At 51.4% G+C, this 15,427-nt stretch carries 14 protein-coding genes and 4 riboswitches; of the genes, 11 read left to right on the top strand and 3 right to left on the bottom strand.

Going from position 1 to position 15,427, the window contains the following annotated elements:
• Nucleotides 1-45: 45 nt before the first annotated feature.
• Genes V8F51_RS08365 through V8F51_RS08355 form a run of 3 tightly spaced genes read left to right on the top strand, consistent with a single transcriptional unit; the run spans nucleotide 46 to nucleotide 4,238 of the window.
• Nucleotides 46-1,233 carry an amino acid deaminase/aldolase gene (locus V8F51_RS08365; RefSeq protein WP_337099717.1) on the top strand — a complete coding sequence of 396 codons (1,188 nt, stop codon included), beginning with the start codon at nucleotides 46-48 and terminating at the stop codon, nucleotides 1,231-1,233.
• Nucleotides 1,230-2,531, top strand: coding sequence for a D-arabinono-1,4-lactone oxidase (locus V8F51_RS08360; protein ID WP_337099716.1), 1,302 nt, complete (start codon nucleotides 1,230-1,232; stop codon nucleotides 2,529-2,531). The genes V8F51_RS08365 and V8F51_RS08360 overlap by 4 nt, the downstream gene beginning before the upstream one ends.
• A gap of 57 nt (nucleotides 2,532-2,588) precedes the next feature.
• Entirely contained in the window at nucleotides 2,589-4,238 is a 1,650-nt protein-coding gene (locus V8F51_RS08355; protein WP_337099715.1) for an FAD-binding dehydrogenase, read from the top strand.
• 311 nt (nucleotides 4,239-4,549) lie between these two features.
• Here V8F51_RS08355 and V8F51_RS08350 read toward each other — a convergent pair whose 3' ends face one another.
• Nucleotides 4,550-5,407 (bottom strand): AraC family transcriptional regulator, encoded by an 858-nt coding sequence (locus tag V8F51_RS08350; protein WP_337099714.1) that lies wholly within the window; start codon nucleotides 5,405-5,407, stop codon nucleotides 4,550-4,552.
• 344 nt (nucleotides 5,408-5,751) lie between these two features.
• Between V8F51_RS08350 and V8F51_RS08345 the strand changes: the two genes are divergently transcribed.
• From V8F51_RS08345 to V8F51_RS08335, 3 genes are read left to right on the top strand one after another with little or no spacing between them, the layout of a single operon-like run.
• Entirely contained in the window at nucleotides 5,752-6,567 is an 816-nt protein-coding gene (locus tag V8F51_RS08345) for an ABC transporter ATP-binding protein (protein WP_337099713.1), read from the top strand.
• Complete coding sequence (locus tag V8F51_RS08340) at nucleotides 6,564-7,367, top strand: ABC transporter permease (protein ID WP_337099712.1); 804 nt, start codon at nucleotides 6,564-6,566, stop codon at nucleotides 7,365-7,367. The genes V8F51_RS08345 and V8F51_RS08340 overlap by 4 nt, the downstream gene beginning before the upstream one ends.
• A gap of 5 nt (nucleotides 7,368-7,372) precedes the next feature.
• Nucleotides 7,373-8,155: an ABC transporter permease gene (locus V8F51_RS08335; RefSeq protein ID WP_337099711.1), complete on the top strand. Its 783-nt coding sequence runs from the start codon at nucleotides 7,373-7,375 to the stop codon at nucleotides 8,153-8,155.
• A gap of 76 nt (nucleotides 8,156-8,231) precedes the next feature.
• Here the strand turns inward: V8F51_RS08335 and V8F51_RS08330 are convergent, their stop codons facing one another.
• Together V8F51_RS08330 and V8F51_RS08325 are read right to left on the bottom strand one after the other, a co-directional pair.
• Entirely contained in the window at nucleotides 8,232-8,663 is a 432-nt protein-coding gene (locus V8F51_RS08330) for a hypothetical protein (protein ID WP_337099710.1), read from the bottom strand.
• Between the two features lie 5 nt (nucleotides 8,664-8,668).
• Nucleotides 8,669-8,839, bottom strand: a riboswitch (cyclic di-AMP (ydaO/yuaA leader).
• 65 nt (nucleotides 8,840-8,904) lie between these two features.
• Nucleotides 8,905-9,300, bottom strand: coding sequence for a hypothetical protein (locus V8F51_RS08325; protein ID WP_337099709.1), 396 nt, complete (start codon nucleotides 9,298-9,300; stop codon nucleotides 8,905-8,907).
• Nucleotides 9,301-9,305: 5 nt separating this feature from the next.
• Nucleotides 9,306-9,465: riboswitch (cyclic di-AMP (ydaO/yuaA leader) on the bottom strand.
• Between the two features lie 397 nt (nucleotides 9,466-9,862).
• Nucleotides 9,863-10,069: riboswitch (cyclic di-AMP (ydaO/yuaA leader) on the top strand.
• A gap of 25 nt (nucleotides 10,070-10,094) precedes the next feature.
• Nucleotides 10,095-10,277, top strand: a riboswitch (cyclic di-AMP (ydaO/yuaA leader).
• 130 nt (nucleotides 10,278-10,407) lie between these two features.
• Between V8F51_RS08325 and V8F51_RS08320 the strand changes: the two genes are divergently transcribed.
• From V8F51_RS08320 to kdpC, 5 genes are all read left to right on the top strand, one after another.
• Nucleotides 10,408-10,803 carry a hypothetical protein gene (locus V8F51_RS08320; RefSeq protein ID WP_337099708.1) on the top strand — a complete coding sequence of 132 codons (396 nt, stop codon included), beginning with the start codon at nucleotides 10,408-10,410 and terminating at the stop codon, nucleotides 10,801-10,803.
• Nucleotides 10,804-10,945: 142 nt separating this feature from the next.
• Nucleotides 10,946-11,023 (top strand): K(+)-transporting ATPase subunit F, encoded by a 78-nt coding sequence (kdpF, locus tag V8F51_RS31550; RefSeq protein WP_442048104.1) that lies wholly within the window; start codon nucleotides 10,946-10,948, stop codon nucleotides 11,021-11,023.
• Between the two features lie 15 nt (nucleotides 11,024-11,038).
• Nucleotides 11,039-12,718 carry a potassium-transporting ATPase subunit KdpA gene (kdpA, locus tag V8F51_RS08315; protein WP_337099707.1) on the top strand — a complete coding sequence of 560 codons (1,680 nt, stop codon included), beginning with the start codon at nucleotides 11,039-11,041 and terminating at the stop codon, nucleotides 12,716-12,718.
• 18 nt (nucleotides 12,719-12,736) lie between these two features.
• Nucleotides 12,737-14,770 (top strand): potassium-transporting ATPase subunit KdpB, encoded by a 2,034-nt coding sequence (gene kdpB, locus V8F51_RS08310; protein WP_337099706.1) that lies wholly within the window; start codon nucleotides 12,737-12,739, stop codon nucleotides 14,768-14,770.
• Nucleotides 14,771-14,806: 36 nt separating this feature from the next.
• The gene (kdpC, locus tag V8F51_RS08305; RefSeq protein ID WP_337099705.1) at nucleotides 14,807-15,415 is read left to right on the top strand and encodes a potassium-transporting ATPase subunit KdpC; all 609 of its coding nucleotides are present in this window, start codon (nucleotides 14,807-14,809) and stop codon (nucleotides 15,413-15,415) included.
• Nucleotides 15,416-15,427: the final 12 nt, after the last annotated feature.

Below are 15,427 nucleotides of genomic sequence, written 5' to 3'. Positions count from 1 at the left end.
GATGAAGAAGCTTGTCCATTTGTTCACGAAAGGGCTGATCGGGTAGTGGACGCTTACGAGTATTACAAACAAATATTTGCAGATCTGCCGAAGCCCCTCGCTTATGTCGATCTTGACATGCTGGATGCGAATGCGGCTGCAATCGCCGCGGCAGCGGGAAGCAAAAAGGTACGTATAGCGAGCAAGTCGATTCGTTGCGTCGACACCATGCGGCGGCTGCTGCAAGCAAGCGACGTATTCCAAGGCATCATGTGTTATACGGCAAGCGAGGCGGCATTCCTTGCCCGCCAAGGATTCGACGACCTGCTGCTTGGTTATCCGCAGTGGCATTCTGCCGCATTGCTCGAATTGCTGGAGTTCGTTCGCGAGGGGCGCTCGATCGTCTTTATGGTTGACTGCGAGGAGCATGCGATTCAGCTTGAGAGACTGGCGAAGGACAGGCAAGTCGTTGTTCCTCTATGCATCGACATGGATATGTCCGCCGATTATCCCGGTTTGCACTTCGGCGTATGGCGCTCGCCGCTTCGATCATGGGAACAGATGAAGCCGCTAGTGCAGCGCATTAGCGAATCATCGTGGCTGAAGCTGGACGGAATGATGGGCTACGAAGCTCAGGTGGCGGGAGTTGGCGACAACGTACCGGGCAAGCGTTTCAAAAATGCGTCAATCAAATGGCTCAAAAAACGATCGATCGCAGAAAGCGCAAGACGCAGGAAGGAAGCGGCCCAAGGCATTAGCGCTATGGGCATTTCCTTGCGCTTCGTGAATGCGGGCGGAACGGGAAGCATGGACAGCTCCCGCGAGGAAGCATGCGTCACCGAGATTACGGCAGGCTCAGGCTTCTACGCGCCAGGCTTATTCGATCTATACAGCTCGTTCCGCTATAAGCCGGCGGCAGGTTTTGCCGTCGAGGTCGTTCGCCGGCCGAAAGCGGACATTGTCACTTGTATGGGCGGCGGCTATACCGCATCGGGCTCGCCTGGACCGGAGAAGGAGGCGAAGCCTTATTTGCCGGAGGGGCTTGCGCTGTTCAAGCTTGAGGGGGCGGGCGAGGTGCAGACACCGCTGCGCGTGCCGTCCGGTTTGAAGCTTGAGCTCGGCGACCCCGTGTTCTTCCGTCATGCGAAGGCCGGAGAGCTCTGCGAGCGATTCGAAATTTTGTATGCGGTTTCGCAAGGAAAGATTGTTGGCGAATACAAGACTTATCGCGGAATGGGAGAGTGCTTCCTATGAAACAAGACTCGTCAGGCTGGTCGAATTGGTCGGGCTCGGTACAAGCGACGCCAAGACAGGTCATCATGCCGAGCAGCATCGAAGAGGTTGTACATACAGTGCTCTTATGCCGCCGCGAAGGAAGAAGGCTGCGAACGGTTGGCTCAGGTCATTCCTTCACGCCGATTGCGGCATCCGACGATATACTGATCTCGCTAGACCGCATGCAAGGCATCGTCTCCATCGATCCGGAAGCGAGAACGGCAACCGTATGGGCAGGAACGAAGCTGAAGCTGCTCGGTGAGCTGCTGTTCGAGAACGGCTTGGCTCAGGAAAATCTAGGCGATATCGATGTACAGTCGATTGCCGGGGCGATTAGCACGGGTACGCACGGGACGGGGCGAACACTCGGCAATATCGCAACGCAGATCGCTGAGCTCACAGTCGTTACGGGCACGGGCGAAGTCGTGCAATGTACGGAGCAATCCCATCCTGAATGGTTCAAGGCGTTTCAAATATCGCTTGGCACCCTCGGCATCATCGTGCAGGTGACGCTGAAGCTTGAGCCAGCCTACAAGCTCGAATACGAGAGCAGACGAATCCCATTGTCTGAATGTTTGCAGCAATTGCCGAAGCTGGCGGGAGACAATCGCCACTTTGAATTTTATTGGTTTCCTTATGCGCAGCCATGCCAGATTAAGCTTACGAACAAGACGGACAAGGAAGTGACCGGAAGAAGGGCATGGGATCACATAAGCGAAGTGTGGATCGAGAATCGGTTGTTCGGGCTTTTGTCGGAAGTATCCCGCAGGCTGCCGGGCACGAGCAAGCATATTAGCCGAATCTCCGCTTCGCAAGTTCCAGTAGGACGTAAGATCGACCACAGCCACCGATTGTTTGCTACACAGCGATATGTTCGTTTTAACGAAATGGAATACAATTTGCCGGCGGAAGCAATGGCACCGGCTATTGAAGAGATGCGTGAGGCCATGTCGCGCGGCAAGTACCGCGTTCACTTCCCGATCGAGTGCCGTTATGCGAAGGGCGACGATATTTGGCTTAGTCCGGCGCACGGAAGGGATTCGGCGTACATCGCCGTTCACATGTATAAAGGGATGCCGCATGAAGAGTATTTCGAGGCGATGGAGCAAATTTTTCTGAATTACGGCGGCAGGCCGCATTGGGGCAAAATGCATAAGCTTCAAGCGGCGCAATTGCAGACGCTGTATCCGAAGTGGCATTCATTCCAAGCGGTGCGCGAGGAGCTGGATCCAGATCGCATTTTGCTGAACGACTACATGCAGAAGCTGCTTGATTAAGCAGTCGTATCCAGCCGTCATCGGCTGTAATCTATCTTCAAAAGGAGAGCTGTGCGTATGGAAGTTGACGCAATCGTAGTAGGCGCCGGTCTTGCTGGTCTTGTCGCGGCGGCAGAGATCGCAGACGCAGGGAAGAAGGTGCTGCTTCTCGACCAAGAACCGGAGAGCTCCCTTGGCGGGCAAGCGTGGTGGTCGTTCGGCGGACTGTTCCTTGTGGATTCGCCGGAGCAGAGACGGCTTAGGATTAAAGATTCGAAGGCGCTGGCGTGGCAGGACTGGCTGGGGGCGGCAGGCTTCGACCGGGATGAGGATGAAGATTATTGGGGACGGAAGTGGGCCGAAGCTTATGTCGACTTCGCCTCGGGTGAGAAGAGGGCTTGGCTTCATGCGATGGGTGTTCGTTTCTTCCCGATTGTCGGCTGGGCGGAGCGCGGAGGTTATTTGGCGGAAGGTCACGGGAATTCCGTTCCGCGCTTTCACATCGTGTGGGGAACGGGGCCTGGCATCGTCGAGCCGTTCGAGCGGCGGGTTCGTGCGCATATGGAGAGCGGGACGATTACGTATTTGCCGCGCCATAGGGTCGATAATCTGCTGCGCAGCAACGGAGCCGTCATAGGCGTGGAGGGCGCGGTGCTTGCGCCAAGCACGGCGGCGCGCGGCGAAGCAAGCTCCCGCGAGCAGGTTGGACGCTTCGAATATCGAGCGCAGGCCGTCCTTGTCAGCAGCGGAGGAATAGGCGCGAATCACGAGCTCGTTCGGCAGAACTGGCCGAGCAGGCTGGGGACGCCGCCCGATGATATGCTGTCAGGCGTTCCGGCTCACGTTGACGGGCGCATGCTCGCCATAACGGAGGAGGCCGGTGGTCGGATCGTGAACCGCGACCGGATGTGGCATTATACCGAGGGCATTAAGAACTGGGACCCCGTATGGAATCAGCACGGCATACGGATTCTTCCGGGTCCGTCATCGTTATGGCTGGATGCGAAGGGGCAGCGTTTCCCTGCGCCTAACTTCCCGGGGTTCGATACGCTTGGCACGCTCGAGACGATACAGAAGACCGGTTACAGCTATTCATGGTTCATTCTGACGCAGAAGATTATTGAACGCGAATTCGCGTTGTCCGGCTCGGAGCAAAATCCCGATTTGACCGGCAAAAGCATCAAGCAGGTGCTCGGCCGCGTGCTCCCTGGACCGACTGCACCGGTCAAGGCGTTCATGGAGAAGGGTGAAGACTTCGTCATTGCTGCGGATCTAGCCGAGCTCGTTGCCGGCATGAACAAGCTGACAGGTGAATCGTTGCTGAACTTCACTGACATTGAACGCCAGATACAAGCGAGAGACCGCGAAATTGAGAACAGCTTTACGAAGGATATGCAAATTACAGCCATTCGGGGAGCTCGCAACTATATTGGCGATAAACTGATTCGTGTCGCGGCTCCGCATAAGCTGCTCGATCCGAAGAACGGCCCGCTCATTGCCGTGAGACTTAGAATCGTCAGCCGCAAGACGCTCGGCGGATTGCAGACGGACTTGTCCGGCAGAGTGCTTGACGGGAACGGCGATCCGGTGCCCGGCCTATATGCAGCCGGAGAAGCGTCCGGCTTCGGCGGAGGCGGCGTACACGGCTACCGCGCGCTTGAAGGCACTTTCCTCGGGGGCTGCCTCTTCTCGGGAAGAGTGGCCGGGCGGGCTATCGCCAAGCTTTGAATTATACGTAAATTTGAAAAAGCCGATAATCCTTGTGAATAAAGGATTATCGGCTTTTTATTTTGACAGATGAGAAGTAATCGATCCAGAAGATTGTACGAGAAATCGTACAATTTGAGGAGATAATGTTTTTCAGGCAGGTGATTGTGTGAATAATCGTATAACACAAGCTGGCAACGGTCATAAGATAAGGTTTTTGTACGATAAACCATATAATGTGTGGATGGAGTCGTATGGAGTCAGGAGCGTTGTACGAAAATTCATATAAGACATGACACAACCACCCCAACCCTTGGAGCTATTGTTATACCTTACTTCTTCATAATCGGGATCCATATCTCGCAGCGATAGTCGTCGGCCGTCGTGTCGCCCGGCGGATACATCTCAATCTCCGGTCCTTCGGCATGCTCGTATCCTGTGGCGGGGAACCATTCCTGATAGATTCTCCCGAATACGGCTTGTATCGCGCCTGGGAGCGGGCCTATTGAAGTGAATATTGCCCAAGTTGATGCCGGAATGGAGCGCAGCGACAATCCCTCTGCATTGCCTCCGGTCGTTTGACCGGCAATCATATAGGTGAATTCCCCTTGTCCGGGCTTCATATCCAGGCAAATGCCAAGCAAATCCCCCTTGATACCCGCAGTCTCAAATTGCTGAATAGTGCCGTTGCTGTTGCATTCCGCCCAAAACTTCGGGATGTCGCGCAAATTTTGGCCGTCCTCGCACGTTACCTCAATCGACTTGCCAAGGACATTAAACGCTTCTTTCTCTTCAATGCGATAATCCATGTCTTTGTCTCCCTTCAAGGATAGATGGAAAGAGATGCGTGGAAAAGCTTTCAAGCTGACGCCTGGTTTCCTGGCTTCCGACGGCGTTAAACCGTGGATCTTGCGGAACGCTTTGGCGAACGATTCGGGAGAATCGTAGCCATACTTGAGCGCTACGTCGATGACCTTGGCAGAGGACATCGCGAGCTCCTGAGCAGCTAACGTCAGCCGGCGCTTACGCGTATATTCGGCTACCGTCATCCCAGTAAGGATATGGAACATGCGCTGAAAGTGGAAGGGAGAGACGAATGCCTCCTTCGCGATTTCCTCGATATCCAGCCGATCATCCATGCGTTCCTCGATTAAGTCCAAGGCGTCCTTCATGCGGAGCAGCCATTCCAATCGCAACACTTCCTTTCGTTACCTATAGTATCACCACGCAGGATGGGAAACCTGTCATTGTGTGCTCTCTCATAACAGACGTCACCAATGAAATAAGAAAAGGCCGAGCGGTAGTAATTAGCTACTCGCTCGGCCTTTTCTATGCCGTAAACCTATTTTAGACAAATTTTAAGCTAGGGGGTCCGTCCTCGATCTCTATAATAATAGTATAGCTGGCGCAAAATTATAAGTCTATACTTTTTTTACTAATTTGGATATATTTTTTGAGCGGCGTTTGCGAAGTGTCATCGGACTTGATTGGAAGAGGGATACACAAACACAATGAGCGGGGAGGTTTACTTGAAATGCAGGACAATATGATTGAACTACAAGGAATTGGGAAGTCGTTCAAGGTAGCGAAACGTTCGGCTGGATTGAAGCAAGCGGCGAAAGCGTTGTTCGTACGGGAGCATACGGTTGTCGAGGCGCTTAAAGATATTTCTTTCTCGATTGGCAAGGGAGAGATTGTCGGATACATCGGCCCGAACGGAGCGGGGAAGTCGACGACGATTAAAGTAATGAGCGGCATACTCGTGCCTGATGAAGGAAGCTGCTCCATTATGGGCTATACACCATGGGCGGATCGTACTGCTTATGTGAAAAACATCGGTGTCGTCTTCGGCCAGCGCTCCCAGCTATGGTGGGATGTGCCGGTGATTGATTCTTATGAGCTGCTCAAGGATATTTACAAGATACCGCCTAAGCGGTATGAAGACAATCTACGAATGCTGACGGAAACGCTGGACCTTGCAGAATTCATTCGTACGCCTGTGAGGCAGCTCAGTCTGGGTCAAAGAATGCGCTGCGAGATAGCGGCTTCGCTGCTGCATAGCCCAAGCGTATTGTTCCTCGACGAACCGACGATCGGACTTGATGCCGTGAGCAAGCTGGCTGTTAGGCAGTTTATTAAGACAATTAACAAGGAGCAAGGCGTTACGGTCATTCTGACCACGCATGACATGGCCGATATAGAAGCGCTGGCGGACCGGATTCTTATGATTGGCAAGGGGACTTTGTTATACGACGGGAGCTTGGAGCAGCTGCGCAGCCGGTTCGGCGTGCAGGGTAAAGAATCCTTGGATGAGATGATCGTTCAGCTCTATAAGGAGCATCAAATATGAGGGCCTATGTCTCGGTATGGAAGCTGAGATTCATTAATGGGCTGCAATATCGCGCATCTGCAATTGCCGGTGCAATAACGCAGTTGTTTTTTGGATTCGTATTCATTATGATCTACATCGCTTTCTATAGTCATAGTACAGCGCACCCGCCGATATCGTTGAAGGAAATTATTACTTACGTCTGGCTGCAGCAAATTTTTCTTTCGTTCATCATGCTCTGGGCACGTGACAATGAAATGTTCGATCTCATTACGACCGGCAATATTGCCTATGAATTGTGCAGGCCAATCGGCATATATCCGCTTTGGTTCGCCAAGCTGCTCGCGCAGCGCGTGGCAAACGCAGCGCTGCGCTGCTTGCCGATTGTTCTTGTCGTGTTTTTTTTGCCGGAACCGTATCGTATGACAACGCCTCCGGACTGGCCAACGCTTTTCTTCTTTGTTGCTTCATTGCTGCTGGGCTTATTCGTCATTGTTGCGATATCAATGATGATTTACATTTCCGTATTTTGGACACTGTCTCCGACAGGTTCGATTCTTATGATCTCGATTGCCGGCGAATTCCTGGCGGGGATGATTATTCCCGTGCCGCTTATGCCGGATTGGCTGCAACGGTTTACTTACGTATTGCCGTTCCGCTGGACGGTTGACTTCCCTTTCCGTGTATATTCAGGCCATATTTCACAGACGGAAGCGTTATGGGGGATCATCATCCAGGTAGGCTGGCTTGGGGTACTCATAGGAATAGGTTGGGCCGCAATGAGGAAGGCACTACGGCAAGTAGTCATTCAGGGGGGCTAATCGCCATGAAACTCTATTTCAAATACTTATCGATTTTGTTCAAGTCGCAGCTGCAATATCGAGCTTCCTTCTGGCTGCTAAGCTTCGGACAGTTTTTTGTACCGGTTACGGTGTTCGCGGGTTTGTATTTTATGTTTGAGCGCTTTGGGGAACTGCAAGGCTGGACCTTCTTCGAGGTTGCGTTGTGCTTCGGCATTATTCATATGGCGTTCTCGCTAAGTGAATGTTTCGCGCGGGGGTTCGATGCATTCTCGGGTCTCGTGAGAAGAGGCGAGTTCGACCGTCTGCTTGTTCGTCCGCGCAGCACAGTGCTGCAAGTGCTTGGGTCGCAATTCGAATTCACGAGAGTCGGGCGGATGCTGCAAAGCGCGATTGTGCTTGGCTGGGCACTGTATAAGCTGCCGGTTGATTGGAATGCGGCCAAGGTAACTACATTTATATTGATGATCGTTTGCGGCGTATGTATCTTCGCAGGCATCTATATCTTGATGGCAACGATGTGCTTTTGGACGATTCAGGGGCTTGAGATCGCGAACATTTTGACAGACGGAGGGAGGGAGATGGCACAATATCCGCTGAATATTTACGAAAGATGGGTTAAAGTTCTGTTTACGTATATTATTCCGTTCGGATGCGTCAATTATTTGCCGTTACTCTATATTCTTGGAAAGCAGAACGGCAATGACTGGTTCTATATGCTGCTGCCGCTTGCTGGTGTATTGTTCTTGGTACCTTGTCTAGCGGTATGGCATATCGGTGTCCGCCATTATCGTTCGACCGGATCATAAGGATCATAAGCTCGCCATAACGTAAGCAAGCCCGCTCCTTCGCGCTGTAGGAGCGGGCTTGCTTCATTCTAATACGCTAATGGATGGACACATAGGCAACAGAACGGTTCTTAAGTACTGTCTCTTCGGTATTGCCTTCGATGAAGGTAGGATTGTCGGTATGAGCGAGAAGATCGTCGATCGCGGTACAGAACAATTCATTGAGTCTTCCATCGACATGTGCCGGCAGCAGAGAGTCATACAACGAGGCAGAATCCGTGAAAGCTCCGACGAATTGACGCAGCGGCTCACTCCATTGCTTCAGATCGATTTGGCTGTCGGACTCAGGCGCAAAAAATTCACCCCAGCCGACCCCTTTGTTGCTTAGCATTCGAAGACATACGCGATAACCGGAAGAGTCGACGGCGAGGGCAGGAATAACGAACAACTCGATGCGTGTGATGGTGAGACTGTCACTAAGCTCTTGATCGGACAGAAAAGAAAGATGACAATCGGATTTCGTCAACATAAATAAACCTCTCCTTATTTCGCTTACGAGGTTAGCTGTCGGATTCGGACAGAGAGACGCCCTACCAAGGTTACAAATCCTTGGATTCACCCCTTGCGAGCGGATCGATTGATCCAAGTAGTGGCTCGCGTTGGTTCCCCCGCTTTTTCAAACGAAAAATTCAGCGTTAGTATGCCGTATATTATAAATCTATCCACGCCATTTGTAAATGCTTTTCGCTAAATATTCTGACAACTTACCCTTAAAACAGTGAGATATAGGAAACGGAGCACTTCAGTAAATCTCCACTCATGGCCGGATTTAACGTACTCTTGTCGTTCCGAACGTGAATTAGCGCGTCGTTGAACAAACCGTAAATGCGATTGTCAACGGGGCTTTCCTTGGCCTGTATCTCACCTATATAACGATGCAGTATGCTGCCCCATCTGATCCAGTCTGCCGGTTTATCTGCTTCATTCACGAACAACTCACCCCAGCCTAATCCGTTATTCGTTGCTAAATGGAGACAGACGCGATACCCGGCGCAATAACCGTTGTATTCAGGAATGACGAACATCTCGATTCTTCTAATGATTAGCGCCAGGAAGTCGTTGGTGCAAGAAGGTAATGGCTCGTCGATTTGTGCTTGTGTGAACATATGAAATTCTCTCCTCTATTCGCTTACGAGGTTAGCTGACGGATTCGGACTAGAGAGCTGCCCTACCGAGGCATTGCCTCGGATTCACCCCATTCGAACAATCGAACGATTGCTCTTGTTGGTTCCCCCGCTTTATCCTATGGACAAATTCAGCGATAATGATTTGCCTTTTTCGGCTCGACGTCTATCCTAAACCGATTTGAGGCATTTGTAAAAGGTTCATTTTGTTGCACAAGACGCTCTAAGAGCAAATTAGAGGCGCGACGTTCATTTTAACTATGAAAAGAGGCTTTTTCGATAGAATACTCGGTTTTACTTCTGTTATTTAAGATTTGAAAAAAAGCATGCTTGCGCGAGTTGGATACGAAATTCAGGCTTATATGTAATTTTAGAAATCGAGAGATAATTGGCGAAAAAGAGAGGAATATCGAGGTATAACTTTTTGAAAACGTTAACTATCAGTCTATAAGCTCCTATATTATCCAATATGGACGCTGGACCTGCTTTACATAAAATTTGGCTGGGAGTAAGATTCGATACAGGATTCGCAAATGAAGTTGCGATGGACTGATCGCTGAGTTTCCGCGAGGCAAGCGGAAAGCGGGGGAACCAAATGTGAAGCGGTGCGTCTGTACGATGTGAGAGTCGTCCGACAGCACGGCAGGGGTGAATCTTCGAAGAGGCAGCACCATGGATGCCGCTTCGAAGTAGGGCGACTCTCACCGCCCGAATCCGACAGCTAACCTCGTAAGCGTGGTTTGGAGAGAGGAATGATACAACGATTCGTTTTAATTGCTATTTTATCGCTGAGTTCCGCAGCAGTCTGCGGGAACGGGGGAACCAAAGAGCGATGCGCCGCTATGGAGTCGGCCGCATTGGTGCTCATGGGGTGAATCGCAAGGCTTAAGCGCCTTGCGTAGGGCGACTCTCACGCCCGAATCCGACAGCTAACCTCGTAAGCGTAATCGAGAGAGGCAACCATCGCAGTGCCGATTCGGCATGGCTTCCTTAGCCATGCCTCCGAAGAAGCCCGCGGGGAAAGGTCCTCTTTTCCCGCAGGCTTCTTTTTTGTTGCCTTTTTTTTCAGAAATTCGGAGGAGATTGCGGTTGGGCGAGGAGCATATTATCGTTGCCGGGCTTAATGAAGCTGGCAAAGCATTCATAAAAACATTGGTATTTCGCGGACTGCCGTTCATCGTCCTGACGAACAGCAAGCTAGAGGAAAGACAACTGCGTAAGCACGGACTTAACAACGTTTTATACGTGAATACTAATGACAGGAATAGTTGGATGATTCCGGAAAAAATCATTGGCGATGTATTCATCTTTGAGAGCAGCTTAGCGCTTAGCTGCAGGTTCATACAATGCTGCAGAGATTGGACGTCTGGATCGATCTACGTCATTACGACGCATTGGAATCCAAGAGTCATATATAAAGGGCTTGGCGCAGATCACATCGTACATTCGCAAACCGGCGAAATTGGGTTTCTATTGAAAAAATAACTTTTTGTAAATGTCTATAGCAGGAGGGAACTACCTTGATGGATCTGTACATGATTGGTACTTTAATCGTTTGCTTCGGATTGTTTTATGGTTTTCTTGCTTGGTGCGACAGAGCGATTAAGCAAACTGGGGGCGATGGCGAATGATTATCGTAGCAGCGCTTGCCGTACTCGTATTCGGTTACCTCTTATATGCTTTAATTCACCCGGAAAAATTTTAACCAGGAGGAACAACGATGGATATTTTGCAGCTATTAATTGTCATTGCCGTTCTTCTGCTGCTTGTGAAGCCGCTCGGAACGTATGTATATCACGTATTCTCGAACGAGTCCAACCGGCTCGATAAAGTATATGGAGGATCTGAACGGTTCATTTACAGGCTGATTGGACTTAAGAATCGAGCGGGTATGAGCTGGAAAACGTATGCGCTCAGTTTCATCGCCACGAACATCATTTTGGTAGCTTTCAGCTATCTGATTCTACGGCTGCAGCATGCGCTCCCGCTTAATCCGAACGGCATGGCGAGCATGGAGCCTACATTAACGTTTAATACGATTATCAGTTTCATGACCAATACGAACCTTCAGCATTATAGCGGCGAGAGCGCTTTGTCTTATTTCTCGCAAATGGCGGTCATCATGATGATGATGTTCACATCCGCTGCAACTGGGTTTTCAGTCGCAATCGCGTTCGTAAGGGGCATTACGAGCAAAGGAAAAACGATAGGCAACTTTTTCGAAGATTTTGTTAAAGCCCATACGAGAATTTTCCTTCCGTTGGCCTTTATTATTACGCTCGTTCTTGTTGCTCTTCAAGTACCGCAGACACTCGATCCGACGATCGCGATCAAGACATTCGAGGGCGCGGTGCAGCAAATTGCGATCGGACCGGTCGCTTCGTTGGAATCGATCAAGCATCTCGGTACGAACGGCGGCGGCTTCTTCGGCGTCAACTCGGCTCACCCGTTCGAGAATCCGAATCCGTTAACGAATGTCATCGAAATTTTGTGCATGTGGGTTCTTCCGGCAGCATTGCCTTACACGTTCGGTTTATTCGCCAAAAATAAAAAGCAGGGCTGGATCATTTTTTCGGCCATGATGACTTTGTTCCTCGTATTCCTTAGCGTTGCTTATGGCGCCGAGAAGATGGGCAACCCGGCAATGACCGCGCTTGGCATCGATGCCTCGCAGGGAAGCATGGAGGGCAAAGAGGTTCGATTCGGCATCGCGCAATCTGCTCTCTTCACAACGGTGACGGCGGCTGCGACGACAGGAACGGTCAACAATATGCACGATACGCTTACGCCGCTTGGCGGACTGGTGCCGCTGGCCGAAATGATGCTTAACGTCGTATTCGGGGGCAAGGGCGTAGGGCTAATTAATATGCTTATGTACGCTATCTTGGCTGTGTTTATATGCGGGCTTATGGTTGGACGGACGCCGGAGTTTCTCGGACGGAAGATCGAGCCTCGCGAAATGAAGCTGATCGCCATCGCGATTCTCGCGCATCCGTTCATTATCCTTGTACCGACCGCTCTCGCGTTCATGACGGATCTTGGTTACGCAGCCGTTACCAACCCGGGATTCCATGGTATAAGCCAGGTGCTCTACGAGTATACGTCCTCGGCTGCCAATAACGGCTCCGGCTTCGAAGGACTTGGCGATAATACGCCTTTCTGGAATATTAGCACCGGACTTGTCATGCTCTTCGGACGTTACATTTCGATGATCGCGATGCTCGCCGTAGCGGGTTCGCTTGCACGCAAGCAGCCGGTTCCGGAGACTATCGGCACGTTCCGCACGGATAATAAGCTGTTCCTTGGACTGTTGATAGGTACGGTGTTGCTGATTGGCGCTTTAACATTTTTGCCGGTTATCGTTCTCGGACCGATAGCCGAACATTTGACACTCCGCTAACGGATGAGGTGAACGAAGATGAGTAGAAACCATAGCCAAAAAATGCTCTCTGCCGACGCGGTCAAACGCGCGGTGCTGGACAGCTTCATTAAATTGAATCCACTTGTTATGATGAAAAATCCGGTCATGTTCGTTGTAGAGGTCGGTACGGTTATCGTCCTATTGATGGCCCTATTTCCCGGATATTTCGATGCCAAGCAAAACGTTGGCTTTAATCTGACCGTGTTCGTCATTCTGTTCGTTACGTTGCTGTTCGCGAACTTTGCGGAAGCAATCGCGGAGGGCCGAGGCAAAGCGCAGGCCGATTCGCTCAAACGGTCGAAGCAGGACATGACCGCCAATAAGCTGGTTGGCAGTACGATTACGGTTGTATCTTCGCCGGAGCTGCGCAAAGGCGATATCGTCGTCGTCTCACAAGGCGAGATGATTCCCGGCGACGGCGAAGTCATCGAAGGTCTGGCATCGGTAGACGAATCGGCCATTACAGGCGAATCGGCACCCGTTATTAAAGAGGCGGGCGGCGACTTCAGCTCTGTGACCGGCGGCACGAAAGTAGTCAGCGACTCGATTAAGGTGCGAATTACAAGCGATCCGGGACAATCGTTCATCGATCGGATGATCGCGCTCGTCGAGGGAGCCCAGCGGCAAAAAACGCCGAATGAGATCGCGCTGAATACGCTGCTGACGAGCTTGACGATCATATTTTTAATCGTCGTTGTCACTTTGAAGCCTATTGCGGAATACGTGGGCGTCGACTTGGAAATTCCGGTGCTGATTGCTTTGCTGGTATGCTTGATTCCAACGACGATCGGCGGCTTATTGTCCGCGATCGGTATTGCCGGCATGGACCGCGTTACGCAATACAACGTGCTTGCCATGTCGGGTAAAGCGGTCGAGGCTGCAGGAGACATCAATACAATGATATTGGATAAGACGGGAACGATTACGTTCGGTAATCGGATGGCGAGCGAGCTTATACCGGCAGGAGGCCGCAATCAGCAGGCTTTAGCCGAATGGGCTGCGATCAGCTCCATCAAGGACGAGACGCCTGAAGGCAGATCCGTGCTGGAATGGATGAAGAAGCAAGGACTTAGCTACGACGCCTCCATCGCAGAAGGCGGAGAATTCGTGCCTTTCAAAGCGGAAACGCGCATGAGCGGAATAGACTTGCCGGATGGTCGTCGCGTTCGCAAAGGGGCCGTCGATTCGGTCAAGAAATGGGTAATCGAGCAAGGTGGACAAATACCGTCCGACACGGATCAAATCGCGAATACGATAGCGACGCTTGGCGGTACACCGCTTGCGGTAGCCGTCGACAAGCAATTGTTCGGCGTCATCTATCTGAAGGATACGGTTAAGCCGGGCATGAAGGAGCGGTTCGACCAGTTGCGCGAGATGGGGATCAAAACCATCATGTGTACGGGTGACAATCCGCTTACGGCTGCGACGATCGCTAGAGAAGCCGGCGTTGACGACTTCATTGCCGAGAGTAAGCCGGAAGATAAGATTGCGGTCATACGCCGAGAGCAGGCGGAGGGCAAGATGGTCGCAATGACGGGCGACGGAACGAATGACGCGCCCGCTCTGGCGCAAGCCGACGTCGGCCTTGCGATGAACAGCGGCACAACTGCGGCCAAGGAAGCGGCCAATATGGTCGATCTGGATTCCGATCCGTCCAAAATCATTGAAGTAGTCGCGATTGGCAAGCAGCTTCTAATGACGAGAGGGGCGCTTACGACATTCAGTATCGCGAATGACATTGCTAAATATTTCGCAATCATTCCCGCTATGTTCATGCTCGCTATCCCTCAGATGAGCGTGCTTAATATTATGAATCTCGGCTCCCCGATGTCTGCTATATTGTCGGCGTTGATTTTTAATGCAATTATTATACCGCTGCTTATACCGCTCGCCATGAAAGGCGTTGCCTATAAAGCAATGAGCGCCTCGCGATTGCTGAGCCGCAACGTGTTGGTCTATGGACTCGGAGGCGTTATCGTTCCGTTCGTAGGGATTAAGCTGATCGACATGATCGTGCATTTGTGGGTTTAACATTTGATCGAATATAGATGAAAGAAGGCTTGCCTAATGGCGACTGAGGAGAAACAAAACTCGAAAAGCGGTTTGACAATCATAACGGTAGCATTGCGCAGCAGCGTCGTGTTCATGATCCTATGCGGCATTTTATATCCGCTCGCAAGCACGGGAGCAGCGCAGCTGCTCTTCCCCGCACAAGCGGATGGGAGTTTAATTAAGAATAGCAGCGGCGAAGTGGTGGGATCGGAGCTGATCGGACAGAGCTTCGCCGATCCGAGCTACTTCCAAGGACGAGTGTCGAGTATCGATTATAACGCAGCCGGCTCAGGCTCGAACAACTATGCGCCTTCCAATCCTGCATTGATTGAACGGACGCAAGCTTCGATCGACGCCTGGATAGCGAATAATCCAGATGTACCGATCGATCAGCTTCCAATCGCGCTGATCACGAATTCGGGCTCGGGGCTCGACCCGCATATTACGCCGCAGTCGGCGACGGTTCAAATTCCGAGAATCAGCAAGCTGTCGGGAGTGTCGGTCTCCGAGCTTGAGAAGCTTGTAGCCGATCATACGGAAGGCAGGGATTTGGGCGTATTTGGCGAAGAACGTGTCAACGTGCTTAAGCTGAATTTGGCGCTCTCTGAACTTGTGGGCAAGTAGGGTCACCCTGGA

Source organism: Paenibacillus sp. YIM B09110, from assembly GCF_037167145.1.
In the GTDB taxonomy this organism is placed as follows: domain Bacteria; phylum Bacillota; class Bacilli; order Paenibacillales; family Paenibacillaceae; genus Pristimantibacillus.
The sequence above is the reverse complement of the archived record's forward strand: the minus strand, read 5'-3'. Positions and strand labels throughout refer to the sequence as shown.

Excerpts from the sequence above, each read along its gene's own strand:
- kdpF (WP_442048104.1), top strand. The coding sequence starts at position 10,946 with ATGATTATCGTAGCAGCGCTTGCCGTACTCGTATTCGGTTACCTCTTA.
- kdpA (WP_337099707.1), top strand. The coding sequence starts at position 11,039 with ATGGATATTTTGCAGCTATTAATTGTCATTGCCGTTCTTCTGCTGCTT.
- V8F51_RS08340 (WP_337099712.1), top strand. The coding sequence starts at position 6,564 with ATGAGGGCCTATGTCTCGGTATGGAAGCTGAGATTCATTAATGGGCTG.
- kdpC (WP_337099705.1), top strand. The coding sequence starts at position 14,807 with ATGGCGACTGAGGAGAAACAAAACTCGAAAAGCGGTTTGACAATCATA.
- V8F51_RS08325 (WP_337099709.1), bottom strand. The coding sequence starts at position 9,300 with ATGTTCACACAAGCACAAATCGACGAGCCATTACCTTCTTGCACCAAC.
- V8F51_RS08360 (WP_337099716.1), top strand. The coding sequence starts at position 1,230 with ATGAAACAAGACTCGTCAGGCTGGTCGAATTGGTCGGGCTCGGTACAA.
- V8F51_RS08335 (WP_337099711.1), top strand. The coding sequence starts at position 7,373 with ATGAAACTCTATTTCAAATACTTATCGATTTTGTTCAAGTCGCAGCTG.
- V8F51_RS08355 (WP_337099715.1), top strand. The coding sequence starts at position 2,589 with ATGGAAGTTGACGCAATCGTAGTAGGCGCCGGTCTTGCTGGTCTTGTC.
- kdpB (WP_337099706.1), top strand. The coding sequence starts at position 12,737 with ATGAGTAGAAACCATAGCCAAAAAATGCTCTCTGCCGACGCGGTCAAA.
- V8F51_RS08330 (WP_337099710.1), bottom strand. The coding sequence starts at position 8,663 with ATGTTGACGAAATCCGATTGTCATCTTTCTTTTCTGTCCGATCAAGAG.
- V8F51_RS08345 (WP_337099713.1), top strand. The coding sequence starts at position 5,752 with ATGCAGGACAATATGATTGAACTACAAGGAATTGGGAAGTCGTTCAAG.